We start from the raw sequence: 21,984 nt of genomic DNA, 5'->3' as shown, positions 1-21,984 counted from the left end.
TCAGGCCAAACAATGAAAATGAGACGGTTATCCTACTTCTTAATTTAGCGAGAAAAGAGCAGTTTATGGCCCATCATCGTATGAATCCGGTCGTGCTACCGGTCATTATGTTTAGCGTAGCAACGATATTCTACTTATATGAGTTCTTGCTACGAGTATCACCCAATGTTTTAGAAAAAGAACTTTCATTAGCCTTTATTATGGACGCTAATGCCTTCGGTTTTTTCTCTTCCTGTTGGTATTGGGCTTATGCCCCCCTACAGCTGCCTGTTGGTGCATTAACAGATAAATATGGCCCTCGTCGTTTGCTGACGGGTGCTATTTTGTTATGTGGCTTAAGTACCTTAGCCTTGGCTCATACGCAAAGTTTTTATGTAGGATGCCTGATGCGTGCCTTAATTGGTACTGGTTCTGCTTTTGCTTTTATTAGTTGCTTGAAGATCGTCAATATTTGGTTTGAACCGCGCTGGTTCCCATTTATGACCGGTATTACGCTGACGATTGGAACCTTGGGAGCTGCGGTGGGTGGAACGCCCTTATCGATAGGCCTTAATTACCTGTCTTGGCGAGAATTGATGATTTATTTAGGGCTATTTGGTTTGTTTCTAACCATTTTTGCCTGGATTTTTATTCGTGATCATAATCCGGATCATCCAGAGTTTGAGTTACAAACAAAAAATTCACCACCTTTTTGGCGTTGCTTAAAAGAGGTGGTAAGACAACCTCAGAGCTGGATTGTGGGAATTTATGCCTTTTTCGTTACAGCACCAACGGATGCTTTTGGTGGCGCTTGGGGGGTGAAGTTTCTGGTTGATGCACATGGGATCTCTCGTGATGCAGCTTCCATGCCTGCAGTCACTATGACATTTATTGGTATGGCTGTTGGTAGTCCGTTATTAGGATGGATCTCAGGGGTTTTTAATAATCGTAAAATACCCATGGCGATATCAGGATTGATTGCAGCACTTGCCCTCACCATTATTGTTTATTGGCCACAATTAACAGAGTTTTGGGCTTGTATTCTCTTTTTTAGCTTTGGCGCATCGGGCACCTACGTTTTGGCATTTGTGATGACGCGGCGTTTTAGCTCGTCGCTTTATGTCGCAACGGCGGTTGGGTTTGTTAATATGGTTTCTATGTTTGGTAGCGCTATCCTCACTTATTTAATTGGTTGGATTTTAGATAAAGTACGTTCTGGGGAAATATTGCCAAATGGTGAGCCCGTTTACACCGTGGCCGATTATCATTTTAGCTTGGTGTTACTACCCATATTTTATGCAATAAGCGCACTGCTTATTGTTCCTCTTATTCGTGATAAACGGGATTAACGTTGGACGCTATTTTAGATGAATTAAATAACGCGCAATATCAGGCGGTTAGTTCAAAGGCAAAACATTTATTGGTTTTAGCGGGTGCCGGTAGTGGTAAAACACGAGTACTGGTGCACCGCATTGCATGGCTGATGTCCCAAGGTCATGTCTCAGCACAGCGAATTCTAGCGGTGACGTTTACTAATAAAGCGGCTCAAGAAATGCGCAACCGTATCGAGAAAATGATTGGGGTGCCAACGTCTCACTTATGGGTCGGCACTTTTCATGGCTTGTGTCATCGTATGCTCAGGCAGCATTATCAAGAAGCCAATTTACCTAATAATTTTCAAATCATTGACGCTGATGATCAATTAAGACTTATTAAGCGATTAATTCGTGAAAGAGGGTGGGATGAACAAGATTGCGATCCCAAACGCGCAGTAGGATTTATTAATCGTCAGAAAGATGAAGGGAAAAGAGCAACTCAGGTGATCCCTTCTACTATCCATGAAATTACCTTATTCACAGAGCTATATCGTCTCTATGAGCAACATTGTCAACGCTTTGCCATTATTGATTTTGCAGAAATCTTATTACGAGCGTATGAACTGTGGAGAGACAATCGGGATATTTTGGCGCACTATCAACAGCGATTTAGTCATGTACTAGTTGATGAGTTTCAAGATACTAATACGATTCAATATGCATGGTTAAAGCTCATTTTTTCTCCTGAAACCAACATGATGATAGTGGGTGATGATGATCAATCCATTTATGGATGGCGTGGTGCGAAGATTGAAAATATTCATCGCTTGAATAAAGATTTTAAAGACATTGTCACGATTCGTTTAGAACAAAATTATCGTTCAACTAGCACCATTTTAGCCGCAGCAAATGCCTTGATTGCTCATAATGAATCTCGTTTAGGTAAAGAATTATGGACACAAGGCATTCAAGGCGAGCGGATTACGCTATATGGTGCTTTTAATGAAATTGATGAAGCTCGGTTTATGGTTGAACGGATTCGTCAGTGGATACGTGGGGGCGGCAACTATGAAGATGTTGCCGTGCTATATCGCTCAAATGCGCAATCTCGAGTGATTGAACAAGCCTTGCGACAAATGAATATGCCGTATCGCATTTATGGTGGATTACGATTCTTTGATCGCGCCGAAATCAAAGATGTTTTGGCTTATTTACGCATGTTAGCCAATCATAACGATGATACTGCCTTTGAGCGAGTTGTTAATCTACCCCCCAGAGGTATTGGCGAACGTACCCTAGAAAATATTCGAGAATTAGCAAAAGCCCAGCAAAGTTCATTATGGGAGGCTGCAAAGGCTTATCTTCCCAGTCTGCCTTCGGGGCGCATCAGCAATGGGTTAAGGCAGTTCATCGAGTGTATAGAAGAACTATTGACCCAACTTGCCTATCTTGATTTGGGGCAATTAGTACAAACCACGTTGCAACGAAGTGGTTTATTACAATATGTGAAAACCAAGCCCGGCGAGCGTACGCAAGCACAAGTTGAAAACTTGCATGAGCTTGTGCAGGCGACCAAGCAGTTTCATCAAAGTTATGAAGAACAAGAAACGCAAGAACAAGTCTATGCCATTCAAAGTTTACCGGATTTTCTGTCTGAAGTGGCTTTAGATGCTGGAGAGAGAGAGCAAGACCAAGAGGCTACTATCAAATTGATGACTTTGCATTCAGCAAAGGGTCTAGAATTTCCGCTGGTTTTTTTATCGGGTCTAGAAGAGGGGTTGTTTCCACATCATCGCAGTTTGCAAGAAAGGACATTGCTAGAAGAAGAGCGACGACTCTGTTATGTCGGCGTTACCCGAGCCATGCGTAAACTCTACCTCACTTATGCGCAAAAGCGTGCTTTTGCTGGACTTTCAGGGATGAATAGGCCATCGCGCTTTATTGAAGAGATCCCAGGATCTCTGTTGGAAACCGCCAACCTGAATACCAAAGTTGAGACAGCTAGCACCGTATCGATGAGCAAGATTCCTAGCAAAGACTTTCCTTTTGCATTAGGGCAGCGAGTGCGTCATCAGCGATTTGGTGAGGGTGTCATCGTCAATGGGGACGGCCAAGGAGAAACGGCACGGGTTCAAGTGAACTTTGTTCATGAAGGAAAAAAATGGTTAGTGCTAACCTATGCTAAACTTGAAGTCGTTGACAATTAAAATAGTCGTTCAATGAAGAACTGTATAAACAAATAGGGCTTATTTAGCTGATTGCACCTTTGTAAAAATATTTGTCATACTGTCTTCGTTTTATTTTTATTGAATGTAGTATTTTTTGAAGTTACTGACTTTTGTTCATCATAAAGGAGAGCTCTCATGAAGAAAGTAGGTGCGATTTTAGCTGCTGCGGTCGGTGTTATGTTTTCTGCTGCTAGCTTTGCCGATACTACGGCGGGTGCGGCCGAAGGCACAGTGAAATGTGCAGGTGCGAACTCCTGTAAAGGAACCAGCGCGTGCAAAACAGCAACGAACGCTTGTAAAGGCCAAAATAGCTGCAAAGGTTCTGGCTACATCATGACCAAAGACGAAAAAGAATGCACAGATAAAGGCGGTAAAGTCGAAAAAGAAGAAAAGAAATAATTTCTTCTGAATAACGACTGGCCCTCTATTCATATGGGGGGCCGCCCCTCTCAAGACTCAATCAACTAACTAATAATTCACTCTAGACAGCCCATAAAGACGAGCGTAATGTGTCGCTTCGCGTTATTAAGCTTGTTTATCAGAATGAATCAATCTTCTAAAGAATCCTTAAAATTACTTGGCAAAGTAACAAAAATTGTCTTTAATCGGCCAGACAATGGTTATACGGTGATGCAAGTCGAAAGGCAGGATACTCATAAGAATAAGGTGACCGTTGTTGGGTATTTTCAAGCTGTAATGCTGGGAGAGCGAGTTCATTTTGAGGGCATCTGGCAAGAACACCCCACCCATGGTCAACAATTTTTTGCCAAATCCTTTACTAAAGAGCAAGAGAATACAACAGAAGAAAAATTCTTTATCCATCATATTGATGGCGTTGGCCCAAGTTTTGCGCAGAAATTACAACAGACTTTTGGTGATGATCTTAAAGAGATCCTCAATAAATCACCTCAGCGTTTAAAAGAGGTTTCCGGTATCGGTCAAGAGCGCTACAAGCGCATTATGGAAAGTTGGGGAAAGCATCAAGCATCACATGATACGTTATTATTTTTAACTAACTGTGAAATAGGATTTTCAACGGCAAATAAAATCTATAAGCATTATGCAGAGCACACGTTAGAAAAAATCAGTTCAAACCCTTATCGTTTATTAGATGAAATAGAGGGGGTTGGATTTCATACGGCAGAGTTATTAGCAAAGCATTTACAGATTGCCAATGATGATCCAAGACGTTTACGAGCAGGACTCATGCACGTGATGCAACAAGAAACGCGTTTTGGTCATTGTGGTATGGCTTATGAGAAGTGTTTAACGCAAACAGCGAATCTATTAAAAATTGCCAAAGCCGAGCTCGTTAACGAAGTCGATTTCTTAGTTAACGAAAAAAAGTTGATGCCAGAGACACTTAAAGAACAACTTTGTTTGTTTATGCCAACGTTGTGGTTGCAAGAGCAGCTTATTTCTCAAAAAATAAAAAATTTGTTAGCAGGAAAAGGCAGTGAAGATACGCAAGATCTTATTTTAACTTTAAAAGAACTTGAGAAATCGCTCACCTTATCGCAGGAGCAATATCATGCTTTAGAACAAGCACTTCAATCCCCGGTTTTTGTTTTGACAGGGGGGCCTGGGGTGGGGAAAACAACGTCGGTTAATACGTTGGTTGAAATTTTCAAGATAAATCATTTAAAAATTGCATTGGCAGCGCCAACCGGACGAGCTGCAAAACGCCTGCAAGAAGCAACAAAATCACCCGCCAAAACCATTCACCGGTTGCTAGAATTTGATTCATTTACAGAAAAATTTAATTTTGGAAAATATCACCCATTGCCGATTGATGTATTAATTGTCGATGAAGCATCAATGCTTGATGTGCCACTTTGTGCTCAACTGTTAGAAGCGCTCCCGGCCCATGCAAGGTTAATTTTTGTTGGAGATGTTGATCAGCTTTCTTCCGTGGGTCCTGGAGAAGTATTACGTTCATTGATAGTTTCGGGCCAAGTCCCTTATTTTGCATTAAAAACCATTTTTCGTCAGGAACATACAAGCCAAATTGTTATTAATGCGCATCGTGTTAATCAAGGGATGCTACCTGATATCAATAACGAAGCGGGTGTTGATTTTTACCAAGTCAAAGCAAATGAACCAGCAGATTTTTTAAGAAAAATTGCTATTATTGTCGGTGAAAGATTACCTGCGCGCTTTAGCTTTTCTTCAGAAGAAATTCAAGTTATCTCTCCCATGAATATTGGTCCATTGGGAGTGAATAATTTAAATAAAATATTACAAGAAACCCTCAATCCTGGAACGGCTCATAAAGCCAAGATCAAGCAATATGATGGATTTTTGCGCGAAGGTGACAAAGTAATTCAAGTTGTAAACAATTATGAAAAAAATGTTTTTAATGGTGATATTGGGAAAATTATTAGCATTGATGAAGAGCACGCTAAAGTAAAAGTCGAATTTGAGCAGCATAATATTATTGAATATCTAGCCAAAGAGTTAGATCAATTGCAATTGGCTTATGCAATCACGGTGCACAAATCACAAGGTTCTGAATATCCTGCGGTAGTTGTGGTCTTGTCAATGGCGCAAAAAACAATGTTAAAGAGAAATTTATTGTATACCGCAATAACCCGTGGTAAAAAATGCGTTGTATTGTTGTGCGAAGAACAAGCTTTACGCTTGGCAGTGAATACCCATGAAGTGGCGACAAGAATTAATAAATTAGAGGAATGGTTGCATGAATATTGATGACAAGAAAAATAAAAAATTGGTATTGGTAGATGGGTCATCATATTTATTCAGAGCATATCATGCCTTGCCACCCTTAACCAATAGCAAGGGGATGCCAACAGGCGCCGTGTATGGTGTGCTCAATATGTTGCGTCGTTTAATGCAAGATGAAAAACCAGATTTTGTTGCGGTTATTTTTGATACCAAAGCGAAAAATTTCCGTCATCAATTATATGAAGCGTATAAAGCAAATCGAACCGTTATGCCGGATGAATTGCAAGTACAAATCGCCCCCTTACATAAAGCCATTCGTGCAATGGGGTTACCTTTAATTGCGATTGAAGGCTATGAAGCAGATGATATTATCGGCACATTAGCGCTGCATGCCACTAATGCAAAGTGGCGCACGGTTATTTCAACGGGCGATAAAGACATGGCCCAGCTTGTCAATGAATCTGTTGTTCTGGTTAACACGATGACATCCAGTGTGTTAGATGAAAAAAATGTATTAGCAAAATTTGGTGTTGCTCCCAAACAGATAGTCGACTATTTAACCTTGGTGGGAGATCCTGTCGATAATGTGCCAGGGATCCCAAAAGTTGGTCCCAAAACCGCTGCAAAATGGCTACAGGAATATGAAACGCTCGATAATTTGGTCAATCGTGCGCAAGAGATAAAAGGTAAAGTGGGTGAATATTTGCGGGAAAATTTAAGCACCTTACCGTTATCAAAACAGCTTGTCACTATTGTTTGTGATGTACCACTTGATGTCACCATTGAGTCTTTGGTTGCCAAGCAACCAGAGAAGTCGCAATTGCGTGAAGTATTCGAAGAGTTAGAGCTTAAATCTTGGTTGAAAGAATTAGATAAAGAAGGTGAAGGGACCGCAAAATCAGCCGAAACAGAAAATAAAGTGATTAAACAAAAATCGCAATATCAATGTGTAACGCAAACAGAAGTCTTTTTAGAATGGATAGACTTATTAGCAAAAGCTGCTCACTTTGTTATTGATACTGAAACGACCAGCTTAGATCCCATGCAAGCAGAACTCGTTGGTATCGCTTTAGCAATTAACGAAGGACAAGCAATCTATATTCCTTTGGCACATGATTTTCCAGAAGAAGAGCAGCTTTCTCGAGATTGGGTATTAAACCAATTAAAGCCTATTTTAGAGAACCCAGCTATTGGCAAGATAGGCCAACATTTAAAATATGATATGCATATTTTTGCACGATACGATATTTACCTAACCCCTGTTGTTCAAGATACCATGTTAGAGTCTTATGTCTACAATAGCGTTGCAACAAGACATGATATGGATAGCTTGGCACAAAAATATTTGAATGTTAAAACGATTAGTTACGAAGAGGTTGCTGGCAAAGGAGCAAAACAAGTAACCTTCGATAAAGTAGGGATCCAAGCGGCAACCGAATATGCAGCAGAAGATGCCGATATTACTTTGGCATTACATCATTGTCTTTATCCCAAATTAGAACAAGAATCTTCGTTGCTTAAAGTCTATCAAGAGATTGAATTGCCACTTGTGCCCGTGTTGTTCCAGATGGAGGAATATGGGGTCCGTGTCGATGCTGATAAACTCAATACTCAAAGTGAACAGATTGCAAAAGAGTTGCAGGCTTTAGAAGAACAAGCAACGCTTTTAGCGGGAGAAACATTTAATTTAGGCTCACCCAAACAGTTGCAAACCATTTTCTACGAAAAATTGCAATTGCCTATCTTAGAGAGAACCCCCACCGGTGCTCCTTCTACGGCTGAAAGCGTATTGCAGGAATTAAGCCATGATTATGAACTGCCCAAAGTCATTTTGGCTCATCGCACCTTAAGTAAATTAAAATCAACCTATACTGATAAATTACCACTATTGATTAATCCCAACACGAGCCGCATCCATACTTCATATCATCAAGCGGTAACGGCAACAGGACGTTTGTCATCCTCTGATCCCAACTTGCAAAATATTCCTATTAGAACACAAGAAGGGCGAAAAATCCGCCAAGCCTTTATTCCTGCGCCAGGCTATGATTTTATCGCGGCAGACTATTCACAAATTGAGCTTAGAATTATGGCACACCTATCACAAGATGAAGGCTTGTTAAAAGCCTTTTGTGATGGACAGGATATTCATCGTTTTACGGCAGCAGAAATTTTTGCGGTGTCTTTAGAGGAAGTCACATTTGAACAGCGACGAGGGGCAAAAGCGATTAACTTTGGATTGATTTATGGAATGTCCGCATTTGGTCTTGCTAAGCAACTCGATATTGATCGCAGTGCAGCTGCAGAATATATGGAAAAATATTTTCAGCGATATCCTGGTGTTAAGAATTATATGGATAATATTCGAAAACAAGCTGAGCAATCAGGTTATGTAGAAACGCTTTTTGGCCGAAGACTTTATTTGCCCGATATTCGAGCAAAAAATATAGGTCGAAAACGCGCTGCTGAACGAACTGCCATTAATGCCCCCATGCAAGGGACCGCTGCCGATATTATCAAAAAAGCGATGATAGCACTACATCAACGTTTAGGCCGACAAGATGAAATCAAAATGCTGATGCAAGTACATGACGAATTGGTTTTTGAAGTAAAACAAGATTGCATCGAAAAAGCGCAAGAGATCATTCGTGATTGTATGCAACATACCGTCACGCTTTCTGTGCCGTTGATTGTTGATGTCGGTGTGGGACAAAACTGGGATGAAGCACATTAAAGTAAAGTTACGCCTAGCACTGTCAGAAAGTGCAGCAAAAAAAGGCTAATGGAACTCATGACTTTGGCAGATGTCATATTAACGACAACAACGTATTTTTAGTTGTTGTTAGCTGTGAATTTAAACACCACAGCTCGTGCTCGACTCTTCCCCCAGAGTCGAGTTATCGTTACGCCCCGGGTAACCCCAAGCCGGGGCCTTTTTTCATTCCTCTTCTCAATTTGTTTTAAGGCGTTGTTGCCCTCGAGGCTCACAATCCTCATGTATCTTGCATACACTCCGGTTGCTCGCCTCTTGGCGCCTAGCCTTAAAACAAATTGGATTGAGGAATGAAATCACGCCGAAGCGTTTAGCGAAGGCGGATAGATTGAGAAATGAAGTCAGCAACAGCCCCATAGGGGCGCAGGATAATAGCCCCGCGTAAGATTTAAGCGCATAGCGATTAAATCGTAGCGTGGGGTACATGTAGCGTAGGCGAATTAAAAGCGCTTCTTAACCACCGAACTCACATCATCAAAGTTAAACCACTCATCCAGCTTGCGGTAAATTTCTTCGAGGCCAATACGATGCGTTGCGGAGAAAGTTTGTGCCGTTACATTGGGGTAAGCACTTAGCTCTTTGCGAGTTTCAATTAAGGTGAGGTTACTTTTGCCTCGACTTAATTTATCGCACTTGGTGAGTAAAATATGAATAGGTAAATCATATTGCTGTGCAAAATCTAAAAAACGTTTGTCCGCTTCCATTAAGGGGTGACGGATATCCATTAAGAGAATCACGCCTTGCAAGCATTGCCGTTGGCTTAAATAGCTGCTTAGCAATTCTTCTATTTCGCGTTGCACACGTTCTGGGACTTTGGCATAGCCATAGCCAGGTAAATCGACTAGACGGCGATTCTCGTCGATATAGAAGTAATTCATGAGCTGGGTGCGGCCTGGGGTTTTGCTGGTTCGCGCTAAACCATCTCGGCCAGTAATGGTATTGATGGCGCTGGATTTCCCTGCATTAGAGCGTCCGACGAAAGCAATCTCAATGCCGGTATCCATAGGGCTTTGCGCAAGTGTTGGCGCGCTTTTTATAAAGCTGACATTCGAGAATGAAAAATTGCTAGGAGGGGGGACGTTGGGATCGACCATTATTACCACCAAGGACGTTGCAAGAAGCGTTTGCTATTTAATTAACTCTAATAGTGCCAGAAAGATGCGTTATTGACCACCCATTGGGTTGTTGGTATAAGTTGGCAATCTTTTTTATCATAGAAGCATCTTAGCATGAGGCAGTTAGCAGGCACTAGTGTTTGCGCTCTCCCTTGCCGCCTAATCAATTGAAAAATTGGATAAATACTGATGAAACGTTATTTAAGACTGATTTCTTGCTTCACTTTGGTGTTTGTTGCCACCGCTTTAGGAGCGCAAGGTAACGTTGAGGCTGGAAAATCGAAAACGCAGACCTGCGTTGCCTGCCACGGCCCAGATGGAAATAGTACGGTACCGAATTGGCCTAAAATTGCAGGACAATACGATAACTACTTAGAAAAACAACTCAAAGATTTCCGCATGGGTGAAAAGGGACCTCGTTTTGAGGCGTCCATGTTTGCCATGGTTGCGGCGCTTTCCGATCAAGATATCGCTGATTTGGCAGCTTACTATGCTGCGCAAAAGCAGACGATGGGTAAAGCCAAGAGCGAATATGTTGCTTTGGGCGAAAAGATCTATCGCGGGGGCAATTTGCAAACAGGCGTTAGTGCTTGTATCGCATGCCATGGTCCCGCAGGTGAAGGTAACCATGCTGCGCGGTTTCCAAAATTAGCAGGCCAACATGCGACCTATATTGAAAATCAATTAAATGCTTTTCGAGATGGCAAGCGCAAAAACAGTCCTAATGGTATGATGGAAAGTATCAGCCATCGTATGAGTGCTGAAGAAATAAAAGCAGTGAGTAGTTATATTGAGGGTCTTCACTAAGACATATCCGTCGCTTAAGGATAGAAAGACAGGGAACAACTTGCATGAATAGAATGACTATTGTTTTCATTGCGCTCATGACTTTTTGGATACCGATGAATGCGGTTGCTGATCTTTTAGTAGCAGAAGGTCAGCAATATCAAAGAGCACCTCAAGAAATTGCTGAGAACACACTGGTAACAGAGCTTGGTAAACAGTACTCAACGCCCATCGTGGTGATTGAGTTCTTTAGTTATGGTTGTGTAGGATGTTTCAAGCTTGATCCCCTCATTGAAGCATGGCGCAGTAAGCTACCTGCTAATGTCAGCTTTTTGCGCATTCCGGTTGAATTTCATGCCGAATGGCGTAATTTGACTAAAGCTTATTATACCGCTTTAAATCTCAATGCTTTTGATAAAATTCACGTGCAATTATTTGATGCGATTCATAGCAATAAACTCACCAGTGCCTCTGATGATGCGATAAGAGAATTCTTTACCAATCATGGCGTTGATGGGAAAGATTTTGAGAAAGAGTTTGATTCTTTTAACACCAACCGTAAACAGAAATGGGCAAAGAGCGTAACGCGTGCTTATCGCATTACCGCAATACCTGCTTTTATTGTACAAGGGCCTCAAGGTATTTTTGTGACAACGGCACGAGCTGCTGGTTCTCAGGAAAATATTATTACCGTGCTTGATCATCTCATTAAGTTAGAACTAGGTGAAACGGCTGAAGTAGCACAGGTGCCAGCACCGGACTCTTCTGTTCCTGCGACGCCTGAATCGAGCACACCGCCCAAAAAAGAAGATTAGAATTTTTTTAACGAGGTTTAAAGCAGGCAATAAGCTCAGGCACTTTGGTGCGCTTATTTGCCTGGCAACTAATGGTTCGAGAAACTTCAATTCGTTTTAATTTTGCTCCGCGATAGAGGCTTCGCGTGAAAGGGGTGTCATGATTGCTAATCAGAACCACCGCTCCTTTTTTCGCAAGTTCTCTTGCCATCTCGGCTAAGATTTTTTGATCGTCTAAGGTAAATTTTGCCGCAGCATAGCCTGTAAAATTAGCGGTTTTACTCAAGGGAGCATAAGGCGGATCGCAATAGATCACCATTTGTGACAGATCATGCTCGAATAAGTTGTGTAAAAATGAAGTAAAATTTTCACAATGGAGTTTCACCTGTTGCAGGCGAGCATGAGATATCAATAGTTCTTCATGAGGAAAATAAGGCGCTTGATAATCTCCAAAAGGGACATTGTAATGCCCTTGCAAATTGTAACGACAGAGCCCGTTATAGCCGTGCCGATTAAGATATAAAAATAATAAAGCACGTTCTAATGGTTTTTTGCTGCGATTAAAGCGTGTCCGAAGTGAATAATACATTTTTGAACGATTATATTTTTTTTGGAAAAATGTTTTTGCTTCTAAAATGAAATCGCAGCCTTTTTGTTGCAGTTGTCGGTAGATATTAATGAGATCAGGATTAATATCGTTAATCATGATTTCTGGGTGGGACGTGTTTAAAAATAATGCACCAGCGCCAGCAAAGGGTTCTACCAGATACCGATTCTCGACTAAATGGGTTTTGAGTGTTGGAACCAAACGGAATTTACCACCTGGCCATTTTAAAAAAGGTCTTACCAACGTAGAGGAATTCATCAATGTTCCTTAATTCAAATCGATGATGGGACCTTTAGGCACAATTCGAGAGGGGTTGATGGTATTTTGGCTATAGTAATAATGCTCTTTAATATGATCAAAATAGACAGTCTCTTCGATTTTGGGTACATGATATAACGCTTTAAGATAACGATTTAAATTAGGAAAATCGCGGATCATGCGTAAGTTACATTTAAAATGACTGTAGTAAACAACATCAAAACGCAACAAGGTCGTAAACAGCCGCCAATCTGCTTCGGTTAAGGTATTCTGAACTAAAAAGTCTTGGTTTTCCAGACGCTTTTCAAGCGACTCAAGCGCACTAAACAAAGAATCGAACGCTTTATTGTACGCGGTTTGTTCTGTGGCAAATCCACAGCGATAAACACCATTATTAATGTTGTCATAAATAAATTGGTTGATTAAATCAATTTCTGTGCGAAGAGGGGTTGGATAATAATCGACATCGCAATGGCTAATATTGGCAAATGCACTGTTAAACATACGAATAATCTCAGAAGATTCGTTACTTACAATCTCATGTTGTTTTTTATCCCATAAGACGGGAACTGTCACCCGACCGGTATAAAAAGGATCGGTTAATAAATAAACTTCATAAAGGCTACGACAATAATTTAAAGGATCGCGAAAGGAAGGGTGTGTTGGGATAAACTCCCAGCCTCGCTGTAGCATGCGAGGATGAACCAAACTCATCGAAATATGATCCGATAAATTTTTTAAAGCACGAAAGATAATCGTGCGATGTGCCCAAGGGCAAGCATAAGAAACATACAGATGATAACGCCCGCTTTCTGCCGCGAAGCCGCCTTTTCCGGTGGGGCCGGGTTTGCCATCAGGCGTTACCCAGTTTCTGAACTGGCTGCTTTCGCGAATAAATTCGCCTTTGGTTTTATGCGTATCATACCATTGGTCGTGCCACTGTCCGTTGATTAAAAGTCCCATGCTATACTTTGCTTCCTATTTGAGTGTGATGCGCACGAATTTTCAGAACTAACTTATTTAAAATGCCTTTTATTCAATTCGATCATAAACCACTTTTCTTTACTCTGCGACGCAGTGAGCGTGCAAAACGTCTTCATATTATTGCCAGAGCATCGGTATTTGAGGTTGTTGCCCCTTGGCACATTAAAAATCGGGCGATACTTCAATTTATCAGTCAGCAACGTCGCTGGATGAGTAAGCAACTGCAACGTCAAACCAAGAAAGCGTTGGAGCCAAAAACGGTATGGCCATCGCAATGGTTGGCCGGAGAAAGGATCTCTTATCGTGGCACAACCTTATTATTGTTGGTGGAGTATGGTAGGGAATATGGGATTTGCCAGCAAGAAGAAAAATTAATGGTTACACTACCTTGGCAAACAAAGTGTACCGAGATGGAAAATGTAGTGCAAAAGGGCATAGAGCGCTGGTATCAAAGCCAAGCCATGCAAGTGATTGAGGCAAGCCTTGAACGGTTTTGCCCCATTTTAGGAAGATGGCCTAAAGCGGTTCAGTTAAAGCAACAAAAGAGCCGTTGGGGTAGCTGTGGTATTACAGAAAGGATCTATTTGAATTGGTTATTGATCCTTGCGCCACCGGGTACTTTAGAATATGTGGTGGCGCATGAACTTGCCCATTTACTGTATCGCAACCATGGGCCGCGTTTTTGGCACAAGGTTTCACAGCTGATGCCAGATTTTGCACAATACGATCAATGGCTAAATCGTTTTGGTTGCTATTTAAAGCCGAGCTGAGAAGCAAACTCTTTTCTAAGCATCTCATCATCCTCAGGGACGTTATCAAAATCCAACTGTCTTTTAATCGACGTCTTATAAGCGGTAAGAAGCTTATTGCTGTCATAAAAAACTTCATCATCTCCCAGGCTAGGAAATGGAATCGCACGAACAACAGTATTTTGCTGTGGTGAAACCGTTGGCTTTTGAGGACTGGTGTAGGCAACCACACCATTGTATTTTTCTATCTGGCTTCGAGAAGAAGGAGATAATAACGTGTTGGAAGTTGAATCAACAGAAAGACTGCGAGGACGCTTTACGGGAGAAGGTATTTTAAATGTAAAGGGTATTTCGGGATGCAATAAGCAATTTGCCAAAATGTCTTCTTTTTTTTCTTTTGCATCATTAAATAATTTAGTTACGTAATCAATCCATTCTTGCTTTTTAAGTTCGAGATCAGCAAGCGGATATTCTACGGGTTCAGGATCAAGTTTCCCGCAATCCAGCCAATGATTAGGGTGTTGCGCAAAATAAGCCAGCATGGCGAAAGGCGTTGTTATCTTTGAATCCAAAGGGAGCACGAATTTTTCATCACTCAAATACCTACTGATAAAATTTTCGATAGGGCCATAATAATTGTACCGCCAAGCGGCAATGGAGGGTAAAAAGGGGCCATCTGATCCGCGTTGTGAATTGGAAGGGAGTTCACCAAAAGGATATTCATTTTCAGCCTGAAGTCCTGCCTGATAAGCAAGATATTGTGCTGAGGGCTGTTGTGAAGAGGGAGCCTTGCTAGCCCAAGCTTTTATATACGAGCTATCAATGCGATCGCTTATCCAATCAATTTCCATTTCAGCCAAAGATTTAACGGCGTTCATTTGTTTTAAGGTTTCGACATTAAGTGCCGCCGTAATAGCCTCACTACAAAACATGCCTTCTAATGGCTTATCTTGATGCGGAAATTCGGGCATTTGGGGGTGAGCTGCGTATTCAATATAACGATAAAAATGAGAAGCAAAAGAGGATGCAGCAAGGTTTGCTTGTTCTGTTCCACCGGTTTTGGGGTGGCATAATTTAGGCAGATCCATCAAGGTGAGATGGAGATCATGTTTTTCAATACTAAATGGGATTTGATGTTCTGCCCAAATACGCATACGCGTGGCGGTTTGTAGTGCAAGCGAAGTGTCTTTACAGCGATAGACTTGGTAAGGGCGTATATCAGGCTTAAGGCGAGTGGTCATAATGGAAAAGTAGGGGTCGCTAACGGCGTGAGTGATAAAATGCGTATCATCACGAAGCCCGGCATAAATCGCGACATGATCGGGAAAGCCAGAAGCATTCATAAAAAATAAAATATCGCCTATCTGTAATTCACTTTCATGCATGGGCTTACCTCACTCGCTTCATTTAACAAAGTGGCGTTATAGTAGCATGTAATGTCAGAAAGATCACTTCTTGTGAGTTGTTCAACTTTAATTGACGGACGTTTGGCGCATGAAAAAAGAGTGGGTATACTATGGGCCAAAGTTTGAGACCCCACACCGGAGCAAAGGGTGAAAGAAAATATTCGCATACAATTGAGCACCATTTTATTGTTTTTGGCCATTCCATCGATGGCTGTTGCATCTTGTGGGCGGTTAACAGAACCCATGACGCCAGAGGCAATTGCCAAACGAATTACTCCTGTGGGTAAGGTAGAGGCAGAAGGTGGTAGTGGGGCGCCTGTTGCACTAGTGAGTGAAGCGCTTGGGCCCAATGCCGGTGAAGATCGCTATAAATCGACTTGTGCGGTTTGCCATGAGACGGGTGTGGGTGGCGCACCTAAATTCCGTAACGCTGGAGACTGGAAGCCACGCATGGCAGATGGGATGGACACCATGTTAGCGATTGCCATTAAGGGTAAAGGCGCGATGCCGCCCAAGGGCACCTGTATGCAGTGCTCAGATCAGGAATTGAAGATGGCGATTGAATATATGTTGCCAAAATAGTCTTCTGAGAATTTTATTGAGAAAAAAATGACAAACACTCCTCCTTTATTAGTAGCTGTTGTCATGGGCTCAAAATCAGATTGGGAAACCATGCAACATTGTGTTGAAACACTGAAGATATTAAACATATCTTATCATTGCCAAGTTGTTTCAGCGCATCGTACACCGGATCTACTTTTTTCATTTGCTGAACAGGCAAGAGATAAGGGTTTTGAAATCATTATCGCAGGAGCAGGGGGTGCGGCTCATTTACCTGGCATGCTAGCAGCAAAATGTTCCTTACCGATTTTGGGCGTTCCCATTCAATCAAGAACGCTCAATGGCCTGGATTCGCTACTTTCCATCGTACAAATGCCAAGTGGTATTCCGGTTGGCACACTCGCCATTGGCAAAGCAGGAGCTGTGAATGCGGCTTTGCTTGCAGCTTCTATTCTAGGTAACAAGTATCCTGACGTTTTGCGACAATTAGAACAATATCGCCAACAACAAACCGATAATGTCTTGCAAGCGACATCAGTGGAGAATTCGTTTTGAAAATAGGCATCTTAGGTGGTGGACAATTAAGTCGGATGTTAGCGCTTGCAGGATCTCCGCTTGGACTTCAGTTTGTCTTTTTAGAACCTAGTATCCCTTGCTCTGCTCAAAATCTCGGAGAGCTAATTACAGCAGATTACACCGATGAAAAAGCGTTATTAAAGCTTGCTAAGCAAAGCGATATTATTACTTATGAAAATGAAAATATCCCCACCAATGTTCTTGAAATACTGATGAACCATCAAACAGTTCATCCTAATCTTGAGGCACTGCAAATTAGCCAAGATAGGTTTTTGGAAAAAACTTTTTTTCAAGAATTAGGTATTCCTACTACTCCCTTTGCTCAAATTGATTCTTATGATGATTTATTCAAAGCCACCCAGGAATGGTCATTTCCTTTTTATTTGAAAAAAAGAAAAGGTGGGTATGATGGTAAAGGACAAATAAAAATTTCAAATAAAGCGGAATTAACGGCACTGGAAGAAAATGCCGATTTTTGTCAAAACATTATCGTTGAACAAAATATTCATTTTGACCGAGAAGTTTCAATGATTGCAGTGAGAAATCCTGCCAATCAAATAAAATTTTATGATATCAATGAAAATATTCATCAAAATGGTGTTTTATTCCAAACCCAAAATAAGCCCAATGATCCTATCTTTGCTCTAGCCAAAAATTATCTTACTCAAATATTGCAAAAGCTTTCTTATGTTGGGATCTTGTGTGTGGAATTCTTTCAAGTTGGCGATCAATTAATTGCGAATGAAATGGCACCCCGTGTTCATAATAGCGGCCATTGGACCATCGAAGGAGCAGTAACATCACAATTTGAAAATCATTTGCGTGCTATTCTAAATTGGCCATTAGGCGAAACACAAAGTATTGCTCTGACGACAATGACTAATTTACTAGGAACAATACCTAATAAAAAAGATCTTTTAAGCCAACCGGCTTTGCATTTACACGATTACAATAAAGAGCCAAGAAATGGTCGCAAAGTAGGGCATTATACCAAAGTTGAATATCAATCTATTGGTTAGTCTCTTGTAATAGCGCTTTTAAAGCGGCTAAGTGATTTTGCCCACTCGCGCGTTGCTCTTCTTCCGTCGCTTCAATATGCCCTTCTCGCACAACGTAGTCTTCTGGCAGCTCATCTAAAAAGCGACTGGGGGTGATGGTTTGCATTTCCCCATAGCGTTTGCGTTGTTTTGGATAAGTAAGGGTGAGTGTTTTTTGTGCGCGGGTCATGCCCACATACGCTAAACGCCGCTCCTCGTTCACCATATCTTGGGCAATGCTGGTTTTATGTGGTAAACATTCTTCTTCCCAGCCAATGATATAAACATGGGGAAATTCTAAGCCCTTTGCCGCATGCAAGGTCATTAATTGAACCATATTGGTCGTTTGATCACCCTGGCGCTCTAGCATATCAATGAGCGTCATTTTATGAATCGCTTCTTCAAAGCGAAGTGGTGAGTCTTGATCAGGGCCTGTCAGACGTTTTAACCAGCCAATGAGTTCTTTAATATGTTCAATGCGTTTTTGCGCATTGGTTGGATTAGGGGCGGTGTCAGTGAGATATTCATAATAACGAATATCTTCAATAAAGGTTTCAACTTGTGAAGCAGGATCGTCAGATTCAAAAAGCGCATTTTTTGCTTCTAATATAAAATCAGCAAAAGATTTGATACGGTGGCAGGCTTTTTCTTCTAGCCATTGCGTTAACCCCATTTCCAATGAAGCATCAAAAAGGCTATTTTGCCTTTCTTGGGCGTAACGTCCCAGTTTTTCAATGGTCGCAGGACCGATATCACGTTTAGGAATATTCACGCAGCGCAAATAAGCGGCATCATCTTGTGGATTAACCATCAAGCGAAAATACGCGAAGAGATCTTTGATTTCGGTTCGTGAGAAGAAAGAAACGCCGCCGCTGACATGATAAGGGATCCCTTGTTCACGTAGGGCTTGTTCAAGATTTCGTGCTTGATGATTACTGCGGTATAAAATGGCATAATCATGATAAGCCAAGCGATGACGGAATTGGTGAGCGACAATTTCATGAATAACGCGTTCGGCTTCAGCCGCTTCATTGGCGCAAGCAATGATCCGAATGGGATCGCCACTGCCATGCGCGCTCCACAATTTTTTATCAAAAATATGAGGATTATGGCTAATTAAATGATTTGCTGAAAACAAAATGTTACTTGTTGAGCGATAATTTTGTTCTAATTTAATTACCTGCAAGCGTGGATAGTCTTGTTGTAAACGTTGAATGTTTTCAGGATGTGCGCCGCGCCATGCATAAATAGATTGATCATCATCACCAACCACCGTGAGAGCTTGTCTTACACCACAAAGGCATTTAATGAGTTCATATTGTGCTGTATTAGTATCTTGATATTCATCAACCAGTAGGTAACGAATTTTATTTTGCCATTTATCAAGTACTTCACGGTTATCACGAAATAGTTTAAACGGTAGAGAAATGAGATCATCAAAATCAACCGCATTATAAGCACGCAGAGCATTATCATAATGGACAAAAAAGCGTGCGGCCAAATGCTCTGTTTCTTGCTTTGCGCCATTGAGCGCTTCTTCAGGTGATTTTAATTCATTTTTCCAATTGGAAATTTGTTGAGAGATGGATTTTAAACTGTCATCACTGACGGCAGAAATTCGCTCTCCTAATTCTTTGAGCAAATGCTGTGCATCATAAGAATCAAAGAGGGTAAAATTATCATGTAAAGCCAGATGAGAGGCTTCTTTTTTAATAATCGCTAACCCTAAGGAATGAAAAGTCGATACCTGAATTTTTTGCTTGGCCTGATTTTTATGGGTTGTTTTTTTTAATAATTTATGCGTGCGTTCAGCCATCTCACTTGCTGCTTTATTAGTGAAAGTGACGGCATAAATGTGTTGTGGCTGTAAACCACAGTGCTCTATTAAATAGGCAATCTTTTGTGTAATAACCCGTGTTTTGCCACTGCCCGCTCCCGCGATAACAAGGAGGGGGCCATCGACAAAGTGAATGGCGGCTTTTTGCTCTGCATTTAACTCAGACATGGGTATCGTTTTATATATTTAAGGGCCGTGGAGTTTAAATCATCTGGGCCTGTTCAATCAAGTTACCAACGAATAATTGGCAAAAGATAATTAAAATCATCTGTCCAAACATCGTTCATTCGCACATTTCTAAATGATAAGGCATTCTTATTATACAAAAACAGTCCGATTTCAGATTGTCGACTAATTAATAACCATTCTGAATGCGCTATCCAAGGATCATCTGAAGGCGGCTGGTAGGATAAATAGGAGAACAACCCCATCTGCGCGGCTAGTGCTTGCAAAGGCGGATAAAGATCAACATAACGACTGGAAATATGAAAAGCCAAAATACCATTTTGTTTGAGGTGGCCAAGATAAATATCAAGTGCCTCTTTCGTTAATAGATGCAAAGGAATGGCATCACCATTAAAAGCATCTACCACAATAAGATCATATTGCTGTGAACCTTGGTGTAATTCTTTCGCCAGCGCAAGTCGTCCGTCATTAATATCGATTTCAATTTTTGCTGCGCTATCTCGCAGATAATAAAAATATTCATTAGCCACTTTTTCAATATCGGGATCGATTTCATAAAAACGAATAAAATCGCCTTTATGACCCAAAGCAGCGATAGTGCCTGTACCAAGACCAATGGCGCCGATGCGTAAGTGTTGCGAGGTATTAATGATATTATACCGCAGAAAATCTATCGCTACGCCAAGACCGCTTTTCTGACTGTAATAAGTTGTGGGTAAACTACGCTTTTGCGCTTCTAAATATTGTTGTCCATGTAAAATGTTGCCATTTCGTAAAATCAATAGATGCCGATTTTCATTTTTATAGCGTTCAACAATCTCAAATTTTCCTAAAAAATTGCGATGGACAAAAATAAATTCGCGATGTGCCTCTTTTATATTAACGATCAGCAAAGTCGCTATACCAAAAAAAGCTAATAAGGATAAAGGCATGACGATACGGTTGGATAGAATGTTGAGATCTTGGCGCATTGGAACAAAAATAGCATAAAGTAAAATAAGCAATAATGCGCCATAGAAATCCCACCATTCATTGAAGATGAGTGGCGAGACCAAATTAACGAAGAGGCCTCCTAAGACGCCACCCAAGGCAACCATGAGATAATAAAAGGTCAAATGCTGTTTATCGGGTTTCAAACGATAAAGTTCACCATGACAAATCATGCAGCCTGAGAAAAGTAATAACGTATAAGCAAGTACTTGAATTGCGAGTGTTAACTGATGATGAGTGGGTAAATAAATAATACCGGCGGTTAACAAAAAGAAAAGTGAGATCCATGCCCAAGAAACATACAAGCGGGGTTGATAGAAAACAATGATAAAGCTAATGAGATAGAGCGCTAAAGGAATAACCCATAATAACGGTAGACCAATCACATTTTGCATCATGACTTGCGTTGTTGTTAATAATAAAGCGCTGCTTAATGCGGTTAGCAATAACCATGAAAAGATATTAAGCCGGGGAACCTTGGTTTTGTTGTTAGTTCTCTCTTTCGAAATAACTTGATGCTGTTTAAAGGTAATGAAAGCGCATAGTGCACAGGCTGTTGTAAATAGCGTATAGCCAATAGACCATGTGGTCAGTTGAATTTTTAATCCTAAAAAAGGCTCGAGTAAAAGCGGAAAGGCAAATAAGCCCAGTAACGATCCCAAATTGGATAAGGCATAATAGCGATAAGGAAAATCGCTATGATAGCTATGGTAATACCAGTATTGCAGTAATGGACTGGTTGCCGATAAAACAATGACAGGAATTAATAAAGTAGAACCAAGGACGGCAAAAATAGTTAATGGTTGCCACCAAGTTAATAGCGAAAGTTCGGTTGCGGGTGTAATGGGTAATAATAAGAGTGAGAATGCTAATAAAGTAAAATGCACGGTCGCTTGCCATGATAGACGAGAAAGCTTAGTAACAAAATAGGCATAAGCATAACCGATTAATAAGGCGGTTTGATAAAAAACCAGGTTTGATAACCATACGGCGGGTGAGCCACCAAATAAGGGTAATAATGTTTTTGCTAACAAGGGTTGGATAATAAAAAGTAAAAACGCACTTAAAAAAATAGAAGCGCTAAACGCTATCACAAAAGAATCCTTTCTTATCTATT

General features: G+C 41.1%; 17 protein-coding genes. 11 read left to right on the top strand and 6 right to left on the bottom strand.

Going from position 1 to position 21,984, the window contains the following annotated elements; genetic code table 11:
* Window positions 1–65 precede the first annotated feature (65 nt).
* The 5 genes from HT99x_RS14980 to polA all read left to right on the top strand — a co-directional run bounded on the left by HT99x_RS14980 (window position 66) and on the right by polA (window position 8,942).
* Window positions 66–1,328: an MFS transporter gene (locus HT99x_RS14980; protein ID WP_259566950.1), complete on the top strand. Its 1,263-nt coding sequence runs from the start codon at window positions 66–68 to the stop codon at window positions 1,326–1,328.
* Between the two features lie 2 nt (window positions 1,329–1,330).
* On the top strand, window positions 1,331–3,502 hold the full coding sequence (gene uvrD / locus HT99x_RS14975) for a DNA helicase II (protein WP_075065126.1): 2,172 nt from the start codon (window positions 1,331–1,333) through the stop codon (window positions 3,500–3,502).
* Window positions 3,503–3,658: 156 nt separating this feature from the next.
* Complete coding sequence (gene bufA2 / locus HT99x_RS14970; RefSeq protein ID WP_075065127.1) at window positions 3,659–3,922, top strand: BufA2 family periplasmic bufferin-type metallophore; 264 nt, start codon at window positions 3,659–3,661, stop codon at window positions 3,920–3,922.
* Between the two features lie 144 nt (window positions 3,923–4,066).
* The gene (gene recD2 / locus HT99x_RS14965; RefSeq protein ID WP_075065128.1) at window positions 4,067–6,232 is read left to right on the top strand and encodes an SF1B family DNA helicase RecD2; all 2,166 of its coding nucleotides are present in this window, start codon (window positions 4,067–4,069) and stop codon (window positions 6,230–6,232) included.
* Window positions 6,222–8,942 (top strand): DNA polymerase I, encoded by a 2,721-nt coding sequence (polA, locus tag HT99x_RS14960; RefSeq protein WP_075065129.1) that lies wholly within the window; start codon window positions 6,222–6,224, stop codon window positions 8,940–8,942. Before recD2 ends, polA begins: the two co-directional genes overlap by 11 nt.
* Window positions 8,943–9,421: 479 nt before the next feature.
* Here polA and yihA read toward each other — a convergent pair whose 3' ends face one another.
* On the bottom strand, window positions 9,422–10,075 hold the full coding sequence (yihA, locus tag HT99x_RS14955) for a ribosome biogenesis GTP-binding protein YihA/YsxC (protein WP_075065130.1): 654 nt from the start codon (window positions 10,073–10,075) through the stop codon (window positions 9,422–9,424).
* A gap of 210 nt (window positions 10,076–10,285) precedes the next feature.
* Between yihA and HT99x_RS14950 the strand changes: the two genes are divergently transcribed.
* Window positions 10,286–10,903: a c-type cytochrome gene (locus HT99x_RS14950; protein WP_075065131.1), complete on the top strand. Its 618-nt coding sequence runs from the start codon at window positions 10,286–10,288 to the stop codon at window positions 10,901–10,903.
* Between the two features lie 44 nt (window positions 10,904–10,947).
* Window positions 10,948–11,697, top strand: a complete 750-nt coding sequence (locus HT99x_RS14945) for a DsbA family protein (protein WP_075065132.1) — start codon at window positions 10,948–10,950, stop codon at window positions 11,695–11,697.
* A gap of 7 nt (window positions 11,698–11,704) precedes the next feature.
* On the opposite strand, the gene HT99x_RS14940 is transcribed toward HT99x_RS14945, so the two are convergent.
* Together HT99x_RS14940 and HT99x_RS14935 are read right to left on the bottom strand one after the other, a co-directional pair.
* Complete coding sequence (locus tag HT99x_RS14940; RefSeq protein WP_075065133.1) at window positions 11,705–12,541, bottom strand: Dam family site-specific DNA-(adenine-N6)-methyltransferase; 837 nt, start codon at window positions 12,539–12,541, stop codon at window positions 11,705–11,707.
* 9 nt (window positions 12,542–12,550) lie between these two features.
* Window positions 12,551–13,504, bottom strand: a complete 954-nt coding sequence (locus HT99x_RS14935) for a glutathione S-transferase C-terminal domain-containing protein (protein WP_075065134.1) — start codon at window positions 13,502–13,504, stop codon at window positions 12,551–12,553.
* A gap of 62 nt (window positions 13,505–13,566) precedes the next feature.
* Here HT99x_RS14935 and HT99x_RS14930 point away from each other — a divergent pair, with 62 nt between their 5' ends.
* Window positions 13,567–14,295: a YgjP-like metallopeptidase domain-containing protein gene (locus HT99x_RS14930; RefSeq protein WP_075065135.1), complete on the top strand. Its 729-nt coding sequence runs from the start codon at window positions 13,567–13,569 to the stop codon at window positions 14,293–14,295.
* Here HT99x_RS14930 and HT99x_RS14925 read toward each other — a convergent pair.
* Complete coding sequence (locus HT99x_RS14925; RefSeq protein ID WP_075065136.1) at window positions 14,277–15,659, bottom strand: NlpC/P60 family protein; 1,383 nt, start codon at window positions 15,657–15,659, stop codon at window positions 14,277–14,279. The two genes, HT99x_RS14930 and HT99x_RS14925, sit on opposite strands and share 19 nt — an antisense overlap.
* A 168-nt stretch (window positions 15,660–15,827) precedes the next feature.
* On the opposite strand from HT99x_RS14925, the gene HT99x_RS14920 reads away from it, so the two are divergent.
* From HT99x_RS14920 to HT99x_RS14910, 3 genes are read left to right on the top strand one after another with little or no spacing between them, the layout of a single operon-like run.
* Entirely contained in the window at window positions 15,828–16,262 is a 435-nt protein-coding gene (locus HT99x_RS14920) for a c-type cytochrome (protein WP_102134621.1), read from the top strand.
* A gap of 27 nt (window positions 16,263–16,289) precedes the next feature.
* On the top strand, window positions 16,290–16,796 hold the full coding sequence (gene purE, locus HT99x_RS14915) for a 5-(carboxyamino)imidazole ribonucleotide mutase (protein ID WP_075065137.1): 507 nt from the start codon (window positions 16,290–16,292) through the stop codon (window positions 16,794–16,796).
* Window positions 16,793–17,836: a 5-(carboxyamino)imidazole ribonucleotide synthase gene (locus tag HT99x_RS14910; protein ID WP_075065138.1), complete on the top strand. Its 1,044-nt coding sequence runs from the start codon at window positions 16,793–16,795 to the stop codon at window positions 17,834–17,836. The genes purE and HT99x_RS14910 overlap by 4 nt, the downstream gene beginning before the upstream one ends.
* On the opposite strand, the gene HT99x_RS14905 is transcribed toward HT99x_RS14910, so the two are convergent.
* The gene (locus tag HT99x_RS14905) at window positions 17,826–19,859 is read right to left on the bottom strand and encodes a UvrD-helicase domain-containing protein (RefSeq protein WP_075065139.1); all 2,034 of its coding nucleotides are present in this window, start codon (window positions 19,857–19,859) and stop codon (window positions 17,826–17,828) included. The two genes, HT99x_RS14910 and HT99x_RS14905, sit on opposite strands and share 11 nt — an antisense overlap.
* Window positions 19,860–19,921: 62 nt before the next feature.
* Entirely contained in the window at window positions 19,922–21,961 is a 2,040-nt protein-coding gene (locus tag HT99x_RS14900) for a fused MFS/spermidine synthase (RefSeq protein WP_075065140.1), read from the bottom strand.
* Between the last annotated feature and the right edge of the window lie 23 nt (window positions 21,962–21,984).

The organism is Candidatus Berkiella aquae (assembly GCF_001431295.2).
Classification (GTDB): Bacteria; Pseudomonadota; Gammaproteobacteria; order Berkiellales; family Berkiellaceae; genus Berkiella; species Berkiella aquae.
The sequence above is the reverse complement of the archived record's forward strand: the minus strand, read 5'-3'. Positions and strand labels throughout refer to the sequence as shown.